Genomic DNA, 17,366 nt, shown 5'->3' on the forward strand with positions numbered 1-17,366 from the left:
AGTGCAGGTCTCAGGCGCGCAGGCGCCGTTCATCCGTTCGGCCCCGCCCGGTTCACGGGCGGGCCTGACGTGCGGTCTGGCGGATCCGGTGGGCGTGGACGAGCCGTCGCCCCGGCTGTCGTGGGACGCCCGGCTGTCCAAGGAGGCCACCGTGGTGGTGTCCTCGGACGGGCGCGAGGTGGGGCGGTCGCCCGTGCCTGCCGGATCGCACGGCGTGGACGTGCCGGATGAGTGGCTGGCGCCGCTGACGCCGTACACGTGGAGTGTGGAAGGACACGCGACCGGCGCGTTCACCACGGGCCTGCGGGCGCGCGGTGGGTGGGACGCCCCCTGGCTGGCGGGCGACCCTCGGGCGGCGGTGAGCCTGCGCGGGTCGTTCACGTGGCGTCCCGCTCCCGGGCGCGCCTGGCTGGCCGCCACCGCGCTGGGCGTCTACCGGGCGCTGCTCAACGGGGTACGGCTGGGCGAGGAGGAGCTGGCCCCCGGCTGGACCGACTACGGCCACCGGACGCGCTATCGGCTGCTGGAGCTCACGGAGCTGCTCGTACCCGGCGAGAACGAGCTGGAGCTGTGGCTCGCTCCCGGCTGGTACGCGGGTAACGTCGCCGGCGGAGGCCCGCGCCGCTACGGCGACCGGCCGGCCGCCAGCGCCCAGGTGCTCGTGCGGGACGACGACGGGATCCGCCGCGTGCTCGCCACGGACGCGACCTGGACCCGGCGGGATCTCGGCCGCCCGCGCGCCGACCTGGTGATGGGCGAGACCGTCCAGGCCCCCTCCGGGCAGGTCGGACCCGCCGAGACGACGGCCGCCTCGGAGATCCTGGTGGAGGCCGACCCCGCTCCCCCGGTGCGGGTGATCGGCACGGTGCCCGCCGTGTCCGTGACCGAACCCGCGCCGGGCGTCCAGGTGGCCGACTTCGGGCGGAACGTCGTCGGGCGCGTACGGCTGCGCGTCGACGCGCCGGGCCCCGTACGGATCGTGGTGCGGCACGGGGAGGAGCTGACCGCGACCGGGCGGCTCTACACCGACAACCTGCGCACCGCGGACCAGCGTGACGAGTTCGTCCTCGGCCCCGGCTCGCACGTCGTGGAGCCCGCGTTCACCCTGCACGGGTTCCGCTACGCGGAGGTCACCGGCTGGCCGGGCGCGCTGACGCCGGACGACCTGGAGGCGGTGCTGCTGTCCTCCGCGCTCGCCGTCACCGGCTCGCTGACCGTGAGCGATCCCGCCGTACGGCAACTCGTCGCCAACATCGGCGCGTCGGCGGACGGCAACCTGGTGAGCGTGCCGACCGACTGCCCGCAGCGCGACGAGCGGACCGGCTGGACGGCCGACATCTCGGTGTTCGGCTCGACGCTCAGCTTCCTGCGGCACACGCAGGCGTTCCTGTCCGGCTGGGTGACGACGCTGATCGACGGACAGCGGGCCGACGGCGCGGTCCCGCATGTCGCGCCGGTCCTGCCCGAGTACGGATACGACTCCCCCGTGTGGTCCGACGCGCTGGTCGAGGTGCCGTGGCTGCTGTGGCGGCGCTACGGCGACGACCGCACGCTGCGCCGCGCGTACGACCCGATGCGGCGGTGGGCCGACTACTGCCTGGCCCAGGCCGAGGACGGCATCAGACCGGGCAGGGCCCTGGGCGACTGGCTGGCTCCCGGCACGGTCGAGACGCCCAAGAGCCTCATCGCCACCGCCGCCCTCGCCCGCAGCCTACGCCTGGTCGCACACGTGGCCGACGTGCTCGGCGAGCCGCACGCGCCGGAGTACGGCGAGGCGTTCACCCGCGTGTCGGGCGCCTTCCAGCGGGCCTTCCTCAGCGGGCCGAGGCTGCACACCGAGACGCAGACCGGCTACGCCGTCGCCCTCGCCTGGGACCTGGTCCCGCCCGAGGACCGGGCCGCGTCGGCGCAGGCGCTGGCCGAGCTGGTCCGCGCCGACGGACACCGGCTCATGACGGGCTTCGTCGGCACCCCCCTGCTGCTGCCCGTGCTGTCGGAGACCGGCCACCACGACCTGGCGTGCCGGATCTTCAACCAGGAGGGCTATCCGTCCTGGCGCTACCAGCTCCGCGCCGGGGCGACGACCATGTGGGAGCGGTGGGACGCCTGGCACCACCGGCACGGCCTGCAGACGCCGGCCATGAACTCCTTCAACCACTACGCCTACGGCTGCGTGGGCGACTGGCTGTTCCGGCACGTGGCGGGCCTGGGCGACGACCCGCGCGGGACGGGTGGCGGCTTCGGTGAGCTGCTGCTGCGTCCCGGCCCCGTCCCGCTGCTGCGTCAGGCGCACGCCCGCTACGAGAGCGCGTCGGGGACTGTCGAGTCGGGCTGGCGGGCCGGACCCGACGGGGTCCAGTTCACGTTCGCCGTCCCGGAGGGCGTGACCGCCCGCGCGGTGCTGCCCGTGCGCGGCGCGTGGGACGGGATGACCGTCAACGGCACCTTCCTCATGGGCCTCAGCGAGCAGCTGCCGACCACCAGGCTGGCCGACGGGGGCTGCGCCCTGAACCTGCCGCCGGGCCGCTGGTCGTTCACGGCCCCCGCGGCGGCCACGGCCCACCTCCTCCAGGAGTGGGACGACCTGGGCTAATGAACTGCTTGTGAGGCTCGCGGTCACCACTCGTGTTGCTTCTCGTCACTGAGTGGTGACCTCGGGGGTGGCAGGTGTGTGCCGGCGGGATGGGTGACAGCAGGCTGCCTCCATCGATGCTGACCGAGGATGAACGTGTGGTCGTGGCGGGCTGGGCGATGAGCCCCGTCCCGGTGTCTACCCCGCACCCAGTGCCCGGCGACGGCATTCGCCGGTCACTGGTGTGAACGGAATCCGCGCCACCCGAGGAAGCAGAGCGAACCTGGACGACACCGGGTGTGCGGGGCGAGCATCATGGTCGTGACCGAGCGCCCCCTTGTCGGACGAGACGCCGAACTGCGCACCCTGCTGGCCCTGTTGGACGGACTGAAGGAGGGCGGCGGCGCGCTCGTGCTGAGCCGCCGACACCAGGACCCTTGCGCTCGTCTCCGCCGTCAATGAGAACGACGCGATCAAGCTGAGTCCGTGCCACCCTGCTCGCCGCCGCCTGAGTTCCACGTGCGCTGAATAACCGCCCGGCGCGCCTTAATCACCCGGAGCGCGGAACTTATTGATCAGCAGTTTTGCCGAAGCCCCCAATAATGCGACGAACCCGACCCCGAGGAAGACGGAGGGAAGCAACGCCAAGGCGCCGATGGGCCATAGGCCGCTGTTGTCCGACGTAGCCGCATCGACGGTCCAGGACAACCACGTCACACCTGCGATGCTGAGCGTGCCTATCTTTGGGTGACCGCGCCAACCGGCAAGGGCAGCGAGAATTCCCAGAACGATTACCAGCCCAGCCACCTGCCACGCCTGATAGGGGCCGCTGAGACTACCGTCCGGCTCGACATCCTTTTCCCGGTCCCACCCCAGCCATGCAAGATAGTTCACCAAAGACGCAACGGCCAGAATCACACCAAGGCGAGTGCCCGCCCCGAGGCGACGAGCATGGGATGCTCCCTCATTTGCCACAGTCCCCACTCTTTCGACGGATCCGATCGTCCGCAGCATATGTGCTGCGGAATTGGCTCATCGGGATCAAGGGCGGCGCTCCGCGCCGCCTCGCGGCCCCGCCCTGCCCGGCGAGACCACCCGACTACAGTTCGTCGTGCGCTTCCGCATTCCGTCGGGCCTCGCGCTCCGCCCATTCACGACGCTGAGCCGCGCGCTCCGCCGTCACACGCACATGGAGACTTGAATTCCGTCGCGCCTCATGCCTGATCGCCAGCCGAACCGCCCAGTAGATGAGAAAGAACAAAACCGCTGCCGGAACGACCCAGGTCATCAGCAGAAACAGATATGTCCCAACCATCGATCGACCCTCCGAATAGGGAAGAACAAGTGTCCCCGATCTGCCATTCAACGTCTACCGATCGCCCGGCGAGCTGAGCCGGCCGCGAGGCGGACGTCAACTGCCGGCAAGGCGTTGAGGGAGTCCCGGCGTTCCGGAGGCTGCCGGGCTCTCCGCTCGGAGAGCGGTGGCCAGGAGGGCGCGGGCTTCGGCCGCCGGGGGAAGGCCCGCGTTGTCACCGTACGTCGCGACGATGGCGGCGGCCAGGTGGGTGCCGATCCGGGCGGCCGCCTCGGGGGGTGCGCCGCTGAGGCGGGCTGCCAGGTAGCCGCCGAGCATGGCGTCGCCCGCGCCCACGGGGTCGAGGACGGTGGCGGCGGCGCTCGGCATGTGGCGGGGGGCGCCGTCGGGGCCGGCGTACCAGACCCCGTCGGGGCCGCCCTTGAGCAGGACCTCGTCGACGCCGGCGGCGTGTGCCGCGGCGAAGACGTCCTCGGGGTGTGTGGCGCCGAGCAGGTCGGCGGATTCGTCCTGTCCGAGGGCGAGGAGGCCGACGCGGTCGAGCATCGGGCGCAGGGCGTCGGCGATGCGTTCGGTCGGGGCGAGGTTGGGCCGGAAGTTCGGGTCGAGGACGACCATCGTTCCGGCCCGGTGTGCGCCGGTGATCAGGGAGCGGACGAGATCCAGGGGTCCCTGCCCCAGCGCGGCGGTGATGCCGGTGAAGACGACGGCGCGGGGGCGGCACGCCAGGATCCGGGCGGCGTCGTCGCGCCCGAGGGCCGCGGCGGCGGAGCCGCGCCGGTAGTAGTGGACGCGCCGTTGTCCGTCCGGGCGGACGTCCTTGAAGTACACCCCGGTGGGACGCTCCGGATCGACCTCGACCAGATCGGCGGCCACACCCAGGGCGCGGGCCTCGGCGACCACGCGGAGCCCGAACGGGTCGTCGCCGACGCGAGAGGCGAACGAAGCGCGCAGGCCCAGCCTCGCCACCGCGGCGCAGACGTTCAGTTCGGCCCCCGCGATGTGGACCTCCAGGTGGTGCGCCGAGCCCAGTGCGTCGCCCGCGGGTGGTTGCAACAGCAGCATCGCCTCTCCCACGGCGACGACGTCGGGCGAGGTCACCGGGTGTCGGCGCAGGTCATCGGTCACGCTCATGGTGCTCCTCGCTAGGGGGTACGGCGTCGCCGGCATCGGCAATGGGGGCGTCCTCTCCACCCCTTCATCGAGACGCGGCAGCCCGGCCGAGGGCGGCGGGAGTGCTCATCGCCCGGACTCGCCGAGGTGTCCGAGCGCGCGGCGGATATCGTCCACCGCGTCGACCAGCGCCTTCATCGGCGTCCGGAACGTCAGGGCGCTGATGCTCACCGCGCCCGAGGGGGTGGTCCGCGAGGTGACGTACACCGGCAGGGCGAGGCAGTTGATCCCGACCTCGTTCTCCTGGTCGTCGACGCCGTAGCCGCGCTCCCGGGTGGCTTCAAGCTCGCGGTGCAGGCCCTCGACCATGTACACGGTCCGAGATGTCCGACGCGCCAGCGGCGCGTCGGCGATCCACTGCTCGACCGCCTCCCGCGTGTCCAGTCGGTGGGCCAGCAGCAGCTTCCCGACGGCTGTGGCGTGCGCGGGGGCGCGACCGCCGATCGTGGAGGCCAACCGGACAGCGCCGCTGGGCGGGTCGACCTTGGCGCGGTAGACCACCTCGCGGCCGTCGAGCACCGCGTAGTGCGCGGTCTCGCCGAACCGGGCGGCCAGCGTCTCGAGCACCGGGCGGATGCGTACGTGCTCGGGGCGGGCCTCGTGGTGGGCGAAGGCCATCCGGAGGAACTCGTCGCCGAGCACGTAGTGACCACGTGCGTCCTGGTCGGCCAGACCGGCTCGGCGCAGCGCGCCGAGCGCCCGGTGCACGGTCGGCTTGGGGCTGTCGATGACCCGGGTCAGTTCCTCCAGGCCGATGCCGTCCGGATGGCGGGCCAGTTCCTTGAGGACCGCGAGGACCCGGTCCGACCCGACGAGACGGTTGTCGTCGGCCCGCCCCGTGCCGCTGTCTTCTGGGGCTGTCGCGTGATTCGGCGTCCGCGTATCCTTCATCGCGTTCCAAAAGATAGACTAACGTATCAATTATTGGAAGGCGATCTTCAGTGCAGCTCCGTAGCGCCCAGTGGTATGCGGGCCAGGACCGTAACCCCTACATCCACCGGGCATGGACGCGTCGCGGTGGCTCCGACCTGGACTTCCTCATCGGCTCCAGCGACTCGGAGGTGAGCCGTGAGTCGCACTGACCGGCGCGTACGGCACGTCCCGGACCGGCGCCGCGACGACGACCTGCTGTCACCCGATGCCGGACTGCTGGCCGCGCTGGAGGAGGCCGCGCCGGGCGCGGTCGCGGCCCGCGCCTCCGACCGGCTGTCGTTCGCCCACGACGCCTCGCACTACCTGCTCGTCCCCCAGGCAGTGGTGACCCCGCGGGACCCCGCGCAGGTGGCCGCGCTGCTGCGGGTCGGCGCTGCGGGGGGCGTGCCGCTGACGTTCCGCTCCGGCGGCACCAGCTTGTCCGGCCAGGCCACCGCCGACGGTGTGCTGGTCGACACCAGGCGCCACTTCCGTGGGATCGAGGTCCTCGACGACGGCGCGCGGGTCCGGGTGCAACCCGGCGCGACCGTGCGCGCCGTCAACACCCGGCTCGCCCGGTACGGGCGCAAGCTCGGGCCCGACCCGGCCAGCGAGTCCGCCTGCACGATCGGCGGCGTCGTCGCCAACAACTCCAGCGGCATGGCCTGCGGCACCGAACTCAACACGTACCGGACACTCGAGTCCGCGCTGCTCGTGCTGCCCAGTGGCACGGTGATCGACACCGGCGTGCCGGACGCCGACGACCGGCTGCGCGCCCTCGAACCGGACATCCACGCCGGGCTGGCCCGGCTGCGCGACCGCGTGCGCGGCGACTCCGCGTCCGTGGCGACCATCGAGCGGCTGTACGCCATCAAGAACACGATGGGCTACGGCGTGAACTCCTTCGTCGACCACACCCGCCCGGTCGACATCCTCGCCCACCTGGTCATCGGCAGCGAGGGCACGCTCGCCTTCGTCGCCGAGGCGACCTTCCGCACCGTCCCGGCGCACCACCACGCCGCCACCGGACTGCTGCTGTTCCCCGACCTCGCCGCGGCCACGGGTTCACTGCCGGCCCTCGTCGAGGCGGGCTTCGCCACCGTCGAACTGCTCGACGCCACCAGCCTGCGCGTCGCCCAGCGCGACCCGGAGGCGACCGCGGAACTACGCGGCCTGGCCGTACGCGACCACGCGGCGCTGCTGGTCGAGCACCAGGAGCCGACGGCCGAGGCGCTCGGGGAGCGGGTCGCCGGGGCCGGGCCGGTGCTGCGCGGCCTGCCGCTCGTCACCCCGGGCGCGCTGAGCGGCGACGCCGCGACGCGGACGGCCCTGTGGCACATCCGCAAGGGCCTGTACACCGCCGTCGCCGGTGCCCGCCCGTCCGGAACGACCGCGCTCCTGGAGGACGTCGCGGTCCCCGTGGGCCACCTGCTGGAGACCTGCACCGAGCTGACCGGCCTGTTCGACCGGCACGGCTACACCGGGAGCGTCATCTTCGGCCACGCCAAGGACGGCAACATCCACTTCCTGCTCAACGAGGACTTCGACCGCCCGGAGAACCTGTCCCGCTACCTGGCCTTCACCGAGGACATGGTCGACCTCGTGCTCGGCCAGGACGGCACGCTCAAGGCCGAGCACGGCACCGGCCGCATCATGGCCCCGTACGTCCGCCGCCAGTACGGCGACGAGCTGTACGACGTGATGTGCGAGGTCAAGCGCCTCATCGACCCCAGCGGCCTGCTCAACCCCGGCATCCTCCTCAACGAGGACGAGTCCGTGCACATCAGCCACCTGAAGTCCACTCCCACGGTCGAGCCCGAGGTGGACCGCTGCGTGGAGTGCGGCTACTGCGAGCCGGTCTGCCCCAGCAAGGACCTCACCACCACGCCCCGGCGGCGGATCGTGCTGCGCCGGGAGATCGCCCGCGCCCGTGAGAGCGGCGACGCCGAGCTCCTGCGCCGCCTGGAGGAGGAGTACCGCTACGACGCCGTGGACACCTGCGCCGTGGACGGCATGTGCCAGACCGCCTGCCCGGTCCTCATCGACACCGGCGACCTGACGCGGCGGCTGCGTGCGGAACAGCACGGCCGAGCCGCCCAGGGGGCCTGGCGGAGCGCGGCCCGGCACTGGGACGGCGCGACCCGCGTGGCCTCGGTCGCCCTGACCGCCGCTCGCGCGGTGCCCCCGGCGCTGCCCCGGGCCGCCACCGCCGCCGGGCGGGGCCTACTGGGCGCGGACACGGTGCCCGAGTGGTCGCCCGAACTGCCCCGCGGGGGCACCCGGCGCCGCGCACGACCGTCGCAGGCGCCCACGGCGGTCTACTTCCCGGCCTGTGTCTCCACGATGTTCGGCCCGGAGGCCGACGGGGGCGTGCGCGACGCCTTCCTGACGCTGTGCGACCGCGCGGGCCTCGCCGTACGGGTGCCGGAGGGCATCGCCTCCCTGTGCTGCGGCACGCCGTGGAAGTCCAAGGGGCTCACCGAGGGCCACACGGCCATGCGCGACCGGGTCGTCCCCGTGCTGCTCCGCGCGACGGAGAACGGGGCGTTGCCCGTCGTGGTCGACGCGTCCTCCTGCACCGAGGGCCTGACTCACATGCTGGCCGCCGAGGGCATGGAGGTCGTGGACGCGGTCGCGTTCGTGGACGCCGCCGTCCTGCCGCTGCTGCCCGCGGCCCGGCGGATCCCGTCGCTCGTCGTGCACCCCACCTGCTCCTCCGCGCGGCTCGGCCTCGACCCCGCGCTGCTGCGGGTGGCCGCCGCCGCCGCGGAGGAGGTCGTACGGCCGGATGACTGGGGGTGCTGCGCTTTCGCCGGCGACCGGGGTCTGCTGCACCCCGAGCTGACCGCCTCGGCCACGGCGGCGGAGGCGCGGGACGTGCGGGGGCGTACGGCCGCGGCCCACGTGTCGCTCAACCGCACCTGCGAACTCGGCATGAGCCGGGCGACCGGACAGCCCTACCGGCACGTGCTCGAAGTCCTCGAACACACAACCCGTCCGCTATCCGCCTGATCCCCGACCCCGGCGAAAGGACCATGGCCACGGAGTAGGAGGCCGGTGGGACCTGGACCGTACGGGTGCTCACCCGTGCCCGAGCGGTGCCGGGGTGGTTTTCTCGGCGTACGGCGATGGTGGCTACGCACGGAACTGCGGGGCATCGCCCCCGACCCCGGGATCGCAGCCCGGCGGCACAGCGTTTCGAGGTGCATGCGCTCGCTCGGGCACGGTCGCGCAGGCGCCCGTGAGGCGAAGGAGTTGCTGAATCCACGCTTCGATCGGATCCGGCGCCGCAAGCACGACATTCGCCATGTGGTTCCCCCGACTGACTGATAAGGGCAAAAAGGGCTTCCCGCTGCGCTGCGGGCGAAGGTGATCTATCCGAGACCTGCCCCCGTTCGGCGGCGGCGACACCGGACGCGCTACGGAGAGTGACTGCCCGTTGTGGATCGTCATTGACGGGAGTTCCTCTGCAGCGACGACCTGGAGGCCCTGGGCGGGGTGATCTTCGGGATCGCCGCCGCCGCTCCGTGTGGGGCCACCCTTCCCGGGTAGCGGCCGAGACCAGGGGGTGGCGCGCATGAAGCGGAGAAGATCCCGGGTGGTCGTGGTCGCGGCGATCGAGGCCGAGCTGTGCGCGGACGGGCTGGTCTGGCGGTACTCGGCGAGTGATCGGCCCCAGATGATCGACGGACTGCCCGAACAGCAGGAGGGGCGTTCATCGCCTGCACCCTGTGGCTCGCGGACAACTACGTACTGCAGGGGCGGTGGTCCGAGGCCGGACAGGTCGTGGATCGCGTGCTCGGCCTGCGTAACGACGTGGGGCTGCTGTCAGAACAGTACGATCCGCGGGCCGGGCGGATGCCGGGCAACTTTCCGCAGGCACTGTCGCATCTCGCCTTGGTCGACGCCGCCGCCGAAATCACCAGCGTCCGTGGCCCGAGCCGCCGCCGGGCCGAAGGCGGGACGCCTTCACCTGAAGTGAGCGACGGGAAGGGGAGGCAAGAGCAATAGCCACCTGCGATGCCCCCAAGCCTGTCGGTCCCGGATGGAGAGCCGGAACCGACTAATGACCGTCGTTTCCGCCGTCGGCTCATACTGGCGCCGCCCGGCGACCAACGGGATCATCCTTCTACGCGCGCGGCATACCTACGCGCGAGACGTCGCGACCGCCGCCGCCTCAGAAGAGAGCACCCGCTAACGGCGATCGACTCAGGTCGCACCGCCGCCGAAATGTGTCACGATCCGCTTCCGGAGCGCCGCCGCGTCCGCGTCGTTGAGTTCGTCGAGGATCGTCAGAGCTGCCTGCCAGCGGTCGCGGGCCTGGGCGATGTCACCCGTCGCGGCGTATGTGTCGCCGAGGTGGGTGAGGGCGGCGGCTTGGAACGAGCGGGCACCCACCTCCTGGAACAGGGCGAGGGCCTGCTGGAAGCAGTCGATCGCCTCGTCGAAGCGGCCGAGGTGGTGATGGGCGTAGCCGATGCTGTCCAGCGTGCCCGCCTGGCCGTACCGAGAGCCGATCTGCCGCTGCAGGATGAGGGCCTGCTCGCCCGCGGCGAGGGCCTCGGCGTAGTCCCCCACCCGGGTGCGGCACCAGCCGACCATGTTGAGGGCGTTCGCCTGCCCGGTGACGTGGTCTGCCGATCGAAACAGAAGCAGGGCCTCCGAGGCGTGGTCCAGCGCCGTGCGATAGTCGCCCTGTCCCTCCAGCGCCAGTGCGAGACTGATGTGCACGTTGGCGCGAGCGGTGTCGTCGCCGTGTCCGGTGGCCAGTTCCAGCGCCTCCCCCAGGTGGGCACGCGCCTCATCGAAGCGGCCGAGCTGCGCGCAGGCGGTGCCGAGGACGCGGAGCACCCTGATCTGACTGGTCCGGTCGCCGAGACGCCTCGTGGCCTCCAGCGCTATGCGCTGTACGGTCATACGGTCGGTCCAGTGCCCCCGGCGTTCCAGGAACTCGGTCGTGGTCCAGGCCAGTTGCCAGGCGTGGACGTCGAACCCTGATCGGTGCGCGTGCCCCACGGCCGCGAGCAGGTTCTGGTGCTCAGCGGCGAACCAGTGCGTCGCCCGCTCGGAATCCGGCACCTCACCCCGTGTCACTCCCGGCCCGGGTTGCGCCACCACCACCGGATCACGGTGAGGGTTGAGCGACATGGCCGCCGTCTGGGCGGTGTGCAGGTAATGGTCGAGTAGCCGGTGTGTCGCCGCGTACCCCTCGGCGGCATCGTCCCGCCGGGAGAGTTCGGCGCTGTACGCCCGGAGCAGGTCGTGCGAGGCGAACCGGCCGGGCCGGTGCTCGGTGACCAGGCCCGCCGCGGTCAACTCGGCGAGCAGGCCACGCGCCGTCTCCGACGTGACCCCGGCGAGGCTCGCCGCGGCCGCCGTGGCGATGTCGGCGCCCGCGGTCAGCCCGAGCAGACGGAACATGCGTGCCGCGGCAGGCCCCAGCGTGCGGTACGACCAGGAGAGGACCGCGCGGACCTCGCCGGCCTCGTCCCCTGCGCTGAGGAGGTCGAGCCGCCCGCGCTCGTCGCGCAGCTCGTCGGCGAACACCGACAGCGGGGAGGCTGGATGTCCGGCGGCTCGGGCGGCCACGATCGCCAGTGCCAGGGGCAGCCGCGCGCACCAGGTGATGATCTCGTCCATCGCATCGGGTTCGGCGGCGGCGCGCTCGGGGCCAAGGCGCCGCGCCAGCAGTTGCCGCGCTTCGTCGGCGGCCGGCGGAGCCAAGGCGAGCGGATGGGCGCCTTCCACGGCGACGAGGCTGGTGAGCTGGTTGCGGCTGGTCACCAGCACCATGCTGCCGGGTGCCCCGGGCAGCAGTGGTCGTACCTGCTCGGCGTCGCGGGCGTTGTCCAGCACCACCAGCATTCGGCGCCGGGCGAGCAAACTGCGGTACAGCGCCGTCTGCGTGTCCACGTCGGACGGCAGGCTCGAGGCCGGGACGGCCAGGGCGTGCAGGAACCCGCCGAGTGCCTCGCCCGGTGTCATCACCGGCCCGTTCGGGGCGAATCCGCGGAGGTTGACGTAGAGCTGGCCGTCGGGGAACCGTGCGGCGGCCCTGTGGGCCCAGTGCACCGCCAGAGCCGTCTTTCCCACGCCCGCCGTACCCGACAGCGTCGCGATGAGGACCGCGGTGGGCTGGTCGGCAGCACGGGAGACGATCTCATCGAGTTCGGCGATCTCGGTGCCGCGCCCGGTGAACCCGCGCACGTCCAAAGGGAGTTGCGCCGGTGGCGTGGTCCGGACGTCCGCGGTCGCCGGTGAGGCCGTGCCGGTTTCGGCCGCCGTCGGCGGTGCGGGTGCCGGTCCGGACTCCCCTCCGTTCCCGCGCAGGAGCGCCCGGTGCAGCTCGCGCAGTTCCTTTCCAGGGTCCAGGCCGAGCTGGTCGGCCAGCCGTCGCCGAAACGTGTCGTAGCAGTCCAGAGCCTCCGGGACGCGTCCGGCGGCGTGCAGAGCACGCATCAGCGCCGTGACCAACGGCTCCGCCAAGGGGTTCTCCAGCAGCAGGTCGGCGAGCGGCCCGATGACCGTGACCGCTTCGCCCAGGCGTAGTTCCGCCTGCGCCCAGCGCACCGCCGCGTCGAGGTGCTGCTGGTGCCATGCCTGTCGCACGCGGTCCACCCAGTCGCCTTCGATGCCGCAAAGGGGGGTGCCCCGCCACAACCCCAGAGCCTGCCGCAGCAGCCCGGCTTCCTCCGTCTCCGCGCATTTCCCGCTTCGCGCCTGTCCGACGAGGCGCCTGAAACGATGCAGGTCGATGCTGTCGGGATCGACGTCCAGCACGTACCCTCCGCTGCGGCGCCTGAGCCGCGCCGATCCTTCCTCGCCGGTGCTCACCTGCTCCAGCACCCGCCGCATCCTGGCCAGGTAGACGTGGAGCGTGTGCCGTGCCCGCTCCGGCGGAGCCTCGCCCCACACCCGATCGACCAAGGTTTCCGCAGGCACCGGCCGTGGGGTGTCCACCGCCACGGCCGCCCACACGGCCCGCTGCCGCGGAGGTCCGAGATCCACCGGCCGGCCTGCCGTCCACAATTCCATCGGGCCCAGCATGCGTAACTCCACGATGCTCTCTCCCCCGTAAGCGCGAGCTCTGCCGGTTCTCACGTCGACCAGGTGATTAAGAAATCTGCAGGGTTTTGGCCACTTTCCTGGCCGATGCTGAACCCGTGATCACCCCCGTGTCAACCGGGTTCACGGGGGACGAAGTATGGACCGAACCGCCCGGAAGCGTGATCGGCGACTTCGGTCCGAAACGCGAAGGAGAGCATCGTGAGCCGTCTCATCGACCGGATGATCGATCGGATCGTCCCCAAGACCACCGCGTCCGCCTGTGACTACCGCGACGTGTGCAACGCGGCCGGTCATCCGGGCCTCTGGTGGCGCGAGTGCTGTGCGCAGACCGGCTGCAAGTGGACCTACGTCGGCTCCTGCTGACCGGCGGTCGTGACGACACCGGGTGGCGGCGCCATGCCGCCACCCGGGCTTCCCGCGAGGAGTGACATGGGCATGGAGTACGTGAGGGCGGCGTGCGCCACCCTGATCGCTGTGGTCTTCGCGGCCTCCGCGGTGTCGAAGCTTCGGGATTTCAGAGGGTTCGCCCGATCACTTCCAACGCTCGCCCCGGTCAGTGCCCGCCTGGTCCGGCCGCTGGCCCTGGTCGTGGTCGCCGCGGAGACGGCGACCCCGATCCTTCTGGCGGTGCCCCGGGCGGCCTCGTACGGCTTCGCGCTCGCGTGCGCCCTGCTCACCGCGTTCACCGCCGCGATCGCCGGCGTCCTACGACGGGGGCGGCAGGCTACGTGCCGGTGCTTCGGCGCGTCCAGCGAGCCCGTCGGTCGCCGTCACCTCGTCCGCAACGGCGCGCTGTTGATCAGCACGGTCCTCGGCGGGCTCGCGCCACAGGGCCTTCCGGCTCCGGCCGGTCTGGCGGTGGCGGCCACGGCGGGTGTCGCCGGAGCGATCCTGATCATTTCTTTCGACGACGTCGTCGACCTGTTCGCGAGGAGCTCCTGATGCCCTACCTTGCCGCCGCCGTGGTGTTGCTCGGTGTGCTGTGCCTGCTGAACCTGTTGCTCGTGATCGGGGTCCTGCGCCGGCTGAGAGCGCAGTCCGTCCAGACGGGCGTCGCAGCGGGGGCGCCGTCCGCGCTGGGGCCGCGCTCTTCCATCGGGGAGTTCACCGCCGTCACCACTGACGGCGAGCTGGTGTCCGCCGCCACCTTGACCGGGGTGGTGGGTTTCTTCTCCTCCGGCTGCGAACCCTGCCATCGGCTGCTGCCGAGTTTCGTCGAGCATGCGCGGAAACTGGGGCGCGAGAACGTGCTGGCAGTGTTCGGCGGCGACGACGAGGCGGCGGTGCGGGCACTCACAGCTGTCGCCCGGGTCGTCGTGGCCGACCGCGACGGCGGAGCGGTGGCGCGCGCGTTCCAGAACACGTGGACCCCCATGCTGTACCTGATCGGCGACGACCACAGGATCATCGCCGTAGGCGCTCGCATGGAGGAATTGCCCCTCCCGGACCGGTACGACAGGGCCGCGGGCAAGGGGCGGCGGTGAGCGCCGTAGCGAAGAAGGATCTGCGCATCAGCCTGCGAGAGCAGCGCGCGTCCATCGCCGAGGCCCTCTCGCTCATCTGGCGGGCGGCATCGGTGGACGTGACGGTACTCCTGCTGCTGACCTTCGTCGCGGCCGCGGCGCCGGTCGCGACCGCGTGGCTGACCAAGCTGGTACTCGACCGGTTGACGACTCCGGGCGGCGCGGTCGCGGGACTCGCGCTCGGACTGGCCGTCACCGGACTGGGAGCCGCCGTCCTCCCGGCGATGGTCCGTCACCTCAGGGCCCACATCGGCCGAGCCGCCAACCTGGCCGCCACCGAGCGGCTGTTCGTGGCGGTCGGACGCCAGGTCGGGCTGCGCGCCTTCGAGGATTCGGCATTCCATGATCGCCTCCGGCTGGCCCAGGGGGCCACCGGTCGCATCGCCGAGTTGGTGGACGGCATCGGCAACGGTCTCGGCGGCGTGCTCTCCCTCGTCGGTTTCGTGGCATCCCTGCTCATCCTCAGCCCGGTGATGACGACCGTGGTGCTCCTGGCCGCCCTTCCCGCCCTCGTCGCCGAGCTGTATCTCGCACGGCGCCGAGCGAGCACTGAATGGAACGTCGAAAGGTACTACCGGCGGGAGTTCTTCTATATCCAGCTGCTCACCGGGGTGGCCGCGGCCACGGAGATCCGCCTTTTCGGCATCGGGGCGTTCCTGCGCGCCCGGATGATCGGCGAACGACTGTCGGCGGACGCGGCGATCCGGCGGATGGACCTGCGGGAACTCCGCACCCAGGCCGGACTGACGGTGCTGAGCGCGGGGGTGACCGGGGTCGGCCTGTGGTGGGCGATCGCCGCGGCACGGCGCGGCGAGCTGAGCATCGGAGACGTCTCCATGTTCCTCGCGGCCGTCGGCGGCGTGCAGTCCGCCCTGGGGACGCTGAGGTCGTCGATTACCGGCTGGCAGGCGAGGCTGCTCGCCTTCGCCCACTACGTCGCCGTCGTAACGGCCGAACCGGACCTGCCGCACGCGGAGCAGGGGAACGCACCGACGCTGCGGCAGGGCATCGAACTGCGGGACGTGTGGTTCCGCTACAGCGACGACCATCCCTGGGTCCTGCGTGGGGTGAACCTGACCATCCCGCACGGATGCGCCGTCGCACTCGTCGGGCTGAACGGTGCGGGAAAGAGCACGCTGGTCAAGCTGCTGTGCCGGATGTACGACCCGACCCGAGGTCAGATCTTGTGGGATGGAACGGATCTGCGCGACATCCCCCCGGCCATGCTGCGCGAGCGGATCAGCGCCGTGTTCCAGGACCACATGAACTACGACATGACGGCCCGCGACAACATCGGCCTCGGCGACCTGAGCGCACGGCACGACCAGGGACGCGTCGCGGAGGCGGCCGCACGTGCCGGGCTGCACGACACGCTCGCCGCCCTTCCCCGGGGTTACGACACGCCCCTCACCCGCATCTTCGTGATCGGGGACGACAAGGACGATCCGGCGACCGGCGTCGTCCTGTCCGGCGGTCAATGGCAGCGGCTCGCGCTCGCCCGGGCCTTCGTGCGAAACGACAGGGATCTGATGATTCTCGACGAACCGAGTTCCGGCCTGGATCCGGAGGCCGAACACGAGATCCATACCCGCATGCGGGAGTACCGCGCGGACCGGACCAGCCTGCTGATCTCTCATCGGCTCAGCGCCGTCCGCGACGCCGACTACATCGCCGTCCTGGACGACGGACGGATCACCGAACACGGGTCGCACGACGTGCTGCTCGCCTCCGGCGGCAGCTACGCCAGGCTCTTCCGGCTCCAGGCCGCCGGGTACCAGGAGGCCCTGTGAAGCTTGCTCTTCCGGCCGCCGGGATACTGCTGGCCGTCGGCCTGCTGGCGCTCTGGGCCCGCCGCGGCTTCCTGGCCACGACCGTCCGCGGGACGAGCATGGAACCGACGTTGCGACCGGGCGACCGCCTGCTGGTCCGCAGGACGAAGCGTGTCCGCGCGGGACAGATAGTCGTCTTCCTCTACTCCGGCGGGCCGCACACCGAAGAGCCCGTACCCGAGCGGGACCGCACGCTCCTCATCAAGCGGGCCGTGGCCGTGCCGGGTGACCAGGTGCCTGTCGAATGGGAGCATCCGGATGTCCACGAAGTGGCGGGCACGGTGGTGCCGCGCGGAGCTCTCGTCGTGCTGGGCGACAACCGTGCGACCAGCTGGGACTCCCGGCACTACGGTCTGGTGCGCCACGACCGCTTCGTCGGCGTCGTGATCCGGCGGCTACCCGGACGGGAACCGTCCGAAGGGGATACGGCGCACGGGGCCATGGCGCGCTTGCGCCCGGACCACCTCGCCGCCCGCGAGCAGTGATCGCCCGACGAACGTGGCGAGGCCGAGTGTGATGGCCACGGGCCGGTCCATCGAAGGATCCGCCCGCCGTACGGGAGCCGCCCTGTCGATGAGCAGGCCTATACCCGATGTGCTTCCCCACGGTCTGGCTCGGTGATCTGCTTGGGGAGTTGCTGTGACCCCACCGTCCACGGCCAGAGTTTCTCGGGGTTGCGTACCGCCCAGATGCGCTTGATCCGGTCGCCTGGCACGTCGAACGCCGCCACCGTCACGGTGACGCCGTTGTACTGGGCGACCAGACCGGGCTGACCGTTGACCGTACGCTCCAGGATCGTCAGGTCGGGTGCCCTGTTGGTGATCGCGATGATGTAGCGGGCGACCTGCTCGGCGCCTTCGATCGGGTGGAGTGCGGCGCTGACCAGGCCGCCGCCGTCGGCGATCATCGTGGCGTCGGGGTCGAGGAGGCCGACGAGGGCGTCGATGTCCTTGGCCTCCCATGCCCGCTTGAAG

General features: G+C 71.6%; 13 protein-coding genes and 1 pseudogene. 9 read left to right on the forward strand and 5 right to left on the reverse strand.

The genetic code is table 11. The features are described from left to right. Position 1: 1 nt before the first annotated feature. Entirely contained in the window at positions 2-2,593 is a 2,592-nt protein-coding gene (locus tag IMZ11_RS18200) for an alpha-L-rhamnosidase (RefSeq protein WP_228642958.1), read from the forward strand. A 525-nt stretch (positions 2,594-3,118) separates the two neighbouring features. Here IMZ11_RS18200 and IMZ11_RS18205 read toward each other — a convergent pair. The 3 genes from IMZ11_RS18205 to IMZ11_RS18215 form a co-directional block, all read right to left on the reverse strand. Continuing rightward, entirely contained in the window at positions 3,119-3,490 is a 372-nt protein-coding gene (locus IMZ11_RS18205; RefSeq protein ID WP_228642960.1) for a hypothetical protein, read from the reverse strand. 493 nt (positions 3,491-3,983) lie between these two features. Then, positions 3,984-5,021 (reverse strand): sugar kinase, encoded by a 1,038-nt coding sequence (locus IMZ11_RS18210; RefSeq protein WP_228642962.1) that lies wholly within the window; start codon positions 5,019-5,021, stop codon positions 3,984-3,986. Between the two features lie 105 nt (positions 5,022-5,126). Next, a complete protein-coding gene (locus IMZ11_RS18215) occupies positions 5,127-5,951 on the reverse strand; it encodes an IclR family transcriptional regulator (protein WP_228642964.1) in 825 nt (274 codons plus the stop codon). A gap of 50 nt (positions 5,952-6,001) precedes the next feature. Here IMZ11_RS18215 and IMZ11_RS18220 point away from each other — a divergent pair, with 50 nt between their 5' ends. The 3 genes from IMZ11_RS18220 (at position 6,002) to IMZ11_RS18230 (ending at position 9,983) form a co-directional block, all read left to right on the forward strand. Beyond that, a complete protein-coding gene (locus IMZ11_RS18220; RefSeq protein ID WP_228642966.1) occupies positions 6,002-6,142 on the forward strand; it encodes a hypothetical protein in 141 nt (46 codons plus the stop codon). Then, the gene (locus IMZ11_RS18225) at positions 6,129-8,984 is read left to right on the forward strand and encodes an FAD-binding and (Fe-S)-binding domain-containing protein (protein ID WP_228642968.1); all 2,856 of its coding nucleotides are present in this window, start codon (positions 6,129-6,131) and stop codon (positions 8,982-8,984) included. Before IMZ11_RS18220 ends, IMZ11_RS18225 begins: the two co-directional genes overlap by 14 nt. A gap of 774 nt (positions 8,985-9,758) precedes the next feature. Then, positions 9,759-9,983 (forward strand): glycoside hydrolase family 15 protein, encoded by a 225-nt coding sequence (locus IMZ11_RS18230; RefSeq protein ID WP_228642970.1) that lies wholly within the window; start codon positions 9,759-9,761, stop codon positions 9,981-9,983. Between the two features lie 198 nt (positions 9,984-10,181). Here the strand turns inward: IMZ11_RS18230 and IMZ11_RS18235 are convergent, their stop codons facing one another. Beyond that, positions 10,182-13,007, reverse strand: a complete 2,826-nt coding sequence (locus IMZ11_RS18235) for a BTAD domain-containing putative transcriptional regulator (RefSeq protein WP_228642972.1) — start codon at positions 13,005-13,007, stop codon at positions 10,182-10,184. Positions 13,008-13,238: 231 nt separating this feature from the next. Here IMZ11_RS18235 and IMZ11_RS18240 point away from each other — a divergent pair, with 231 nt between their 5' ends. The 5 genes from IMZ11_RS18240 to IMZ11_RS18260 all read left to right on the forward strand — a co-directional run bounded on the left by IMZ11_RS18240 (position 13,239) and on the right by IMZ11_RS18260 (position 16,877). Next, positions 13,239-13,403, forward strand: a complete 165-nt coding sequence (locus tag IMZ11_RS18240; protein WP_228642974.1) for a hypothetical protein — start codon at positions 13,239-13,241, stop codon at positions 13,401-13,403. 72 nt (positions 13,404-13,475) lie between these two features. Continuing rightward, complete coding sequence (locus IMZ11_RS18245) at positions 13,476-13,982, forward strand: MauE/DoxX family redox-associated membrane protein (RefSeq protein ID WP_228642976.1); 507 nt, start codon at positions 13,476-13,478, stop codon at positions 13,980-13,982. Beyond that, positions 13,982-14,524, forward strand: a complete 543-nt coding sequence (locus IMZ11_RS18250; protein WP_228642978.1) for a peroxiredoxin — start codon at positions 13,982-13,984, stop codon at positions 14,522-14,524. The genes IMZ11_RS18245 and IMZ11_RS18250 overlap by 1 nt, the downstream gene beginning before the upstream one ends. Next, a complete protein-coding gene (locus IMZ11_RS18255) occupies positions 14,521-16,353 on the forward strand; it encodes an ABC transporter ATP-binding protein (RefSeq protein ID WP_228642980.1) in 1,833 nt (610 codons plus the stop codon). The genes IMZ11_RS18250 and IMZ11_RS18255 overlap by 4 nt, the downstream gene beginning before the upstream one ends. Then, entirely contained in the window at positions 16,350-16,877 is a 528-nt protein-coding gene (locus IMZ11_RS18260; protein WP_228642982.1) for a S26 family signal peptidase, read from the forward strand. The genes IMZ11_RS18255 and IMZ11_RS18260 overlap by 4 nt, the downstream gene beginning before the upstream one ends. Before the next feature lie 98 nt (positions 16,878-16,975). Here IMZ11_RS18260 and IMZ11_RS18265 read toward each other — a convergent pair. After that, positions 16,976-17,366, reverse strand: a pseudogene (locus tag IMZ11_RS18265) (nuclear transport factor 2 family protein); the annotation flags it as partial.

Origin of the sequence: Microtetraspora sp. AC03309, assembly GCF_020826795.1 — a bacterium.
GTDB classification, from domain to species: domain Bacteria; phylum Actinomycetota; class Actinomycetes; order Streptosporangiales; family Streptosporangiaceae; genus Microtetraspora; species Microtetraspora glauca.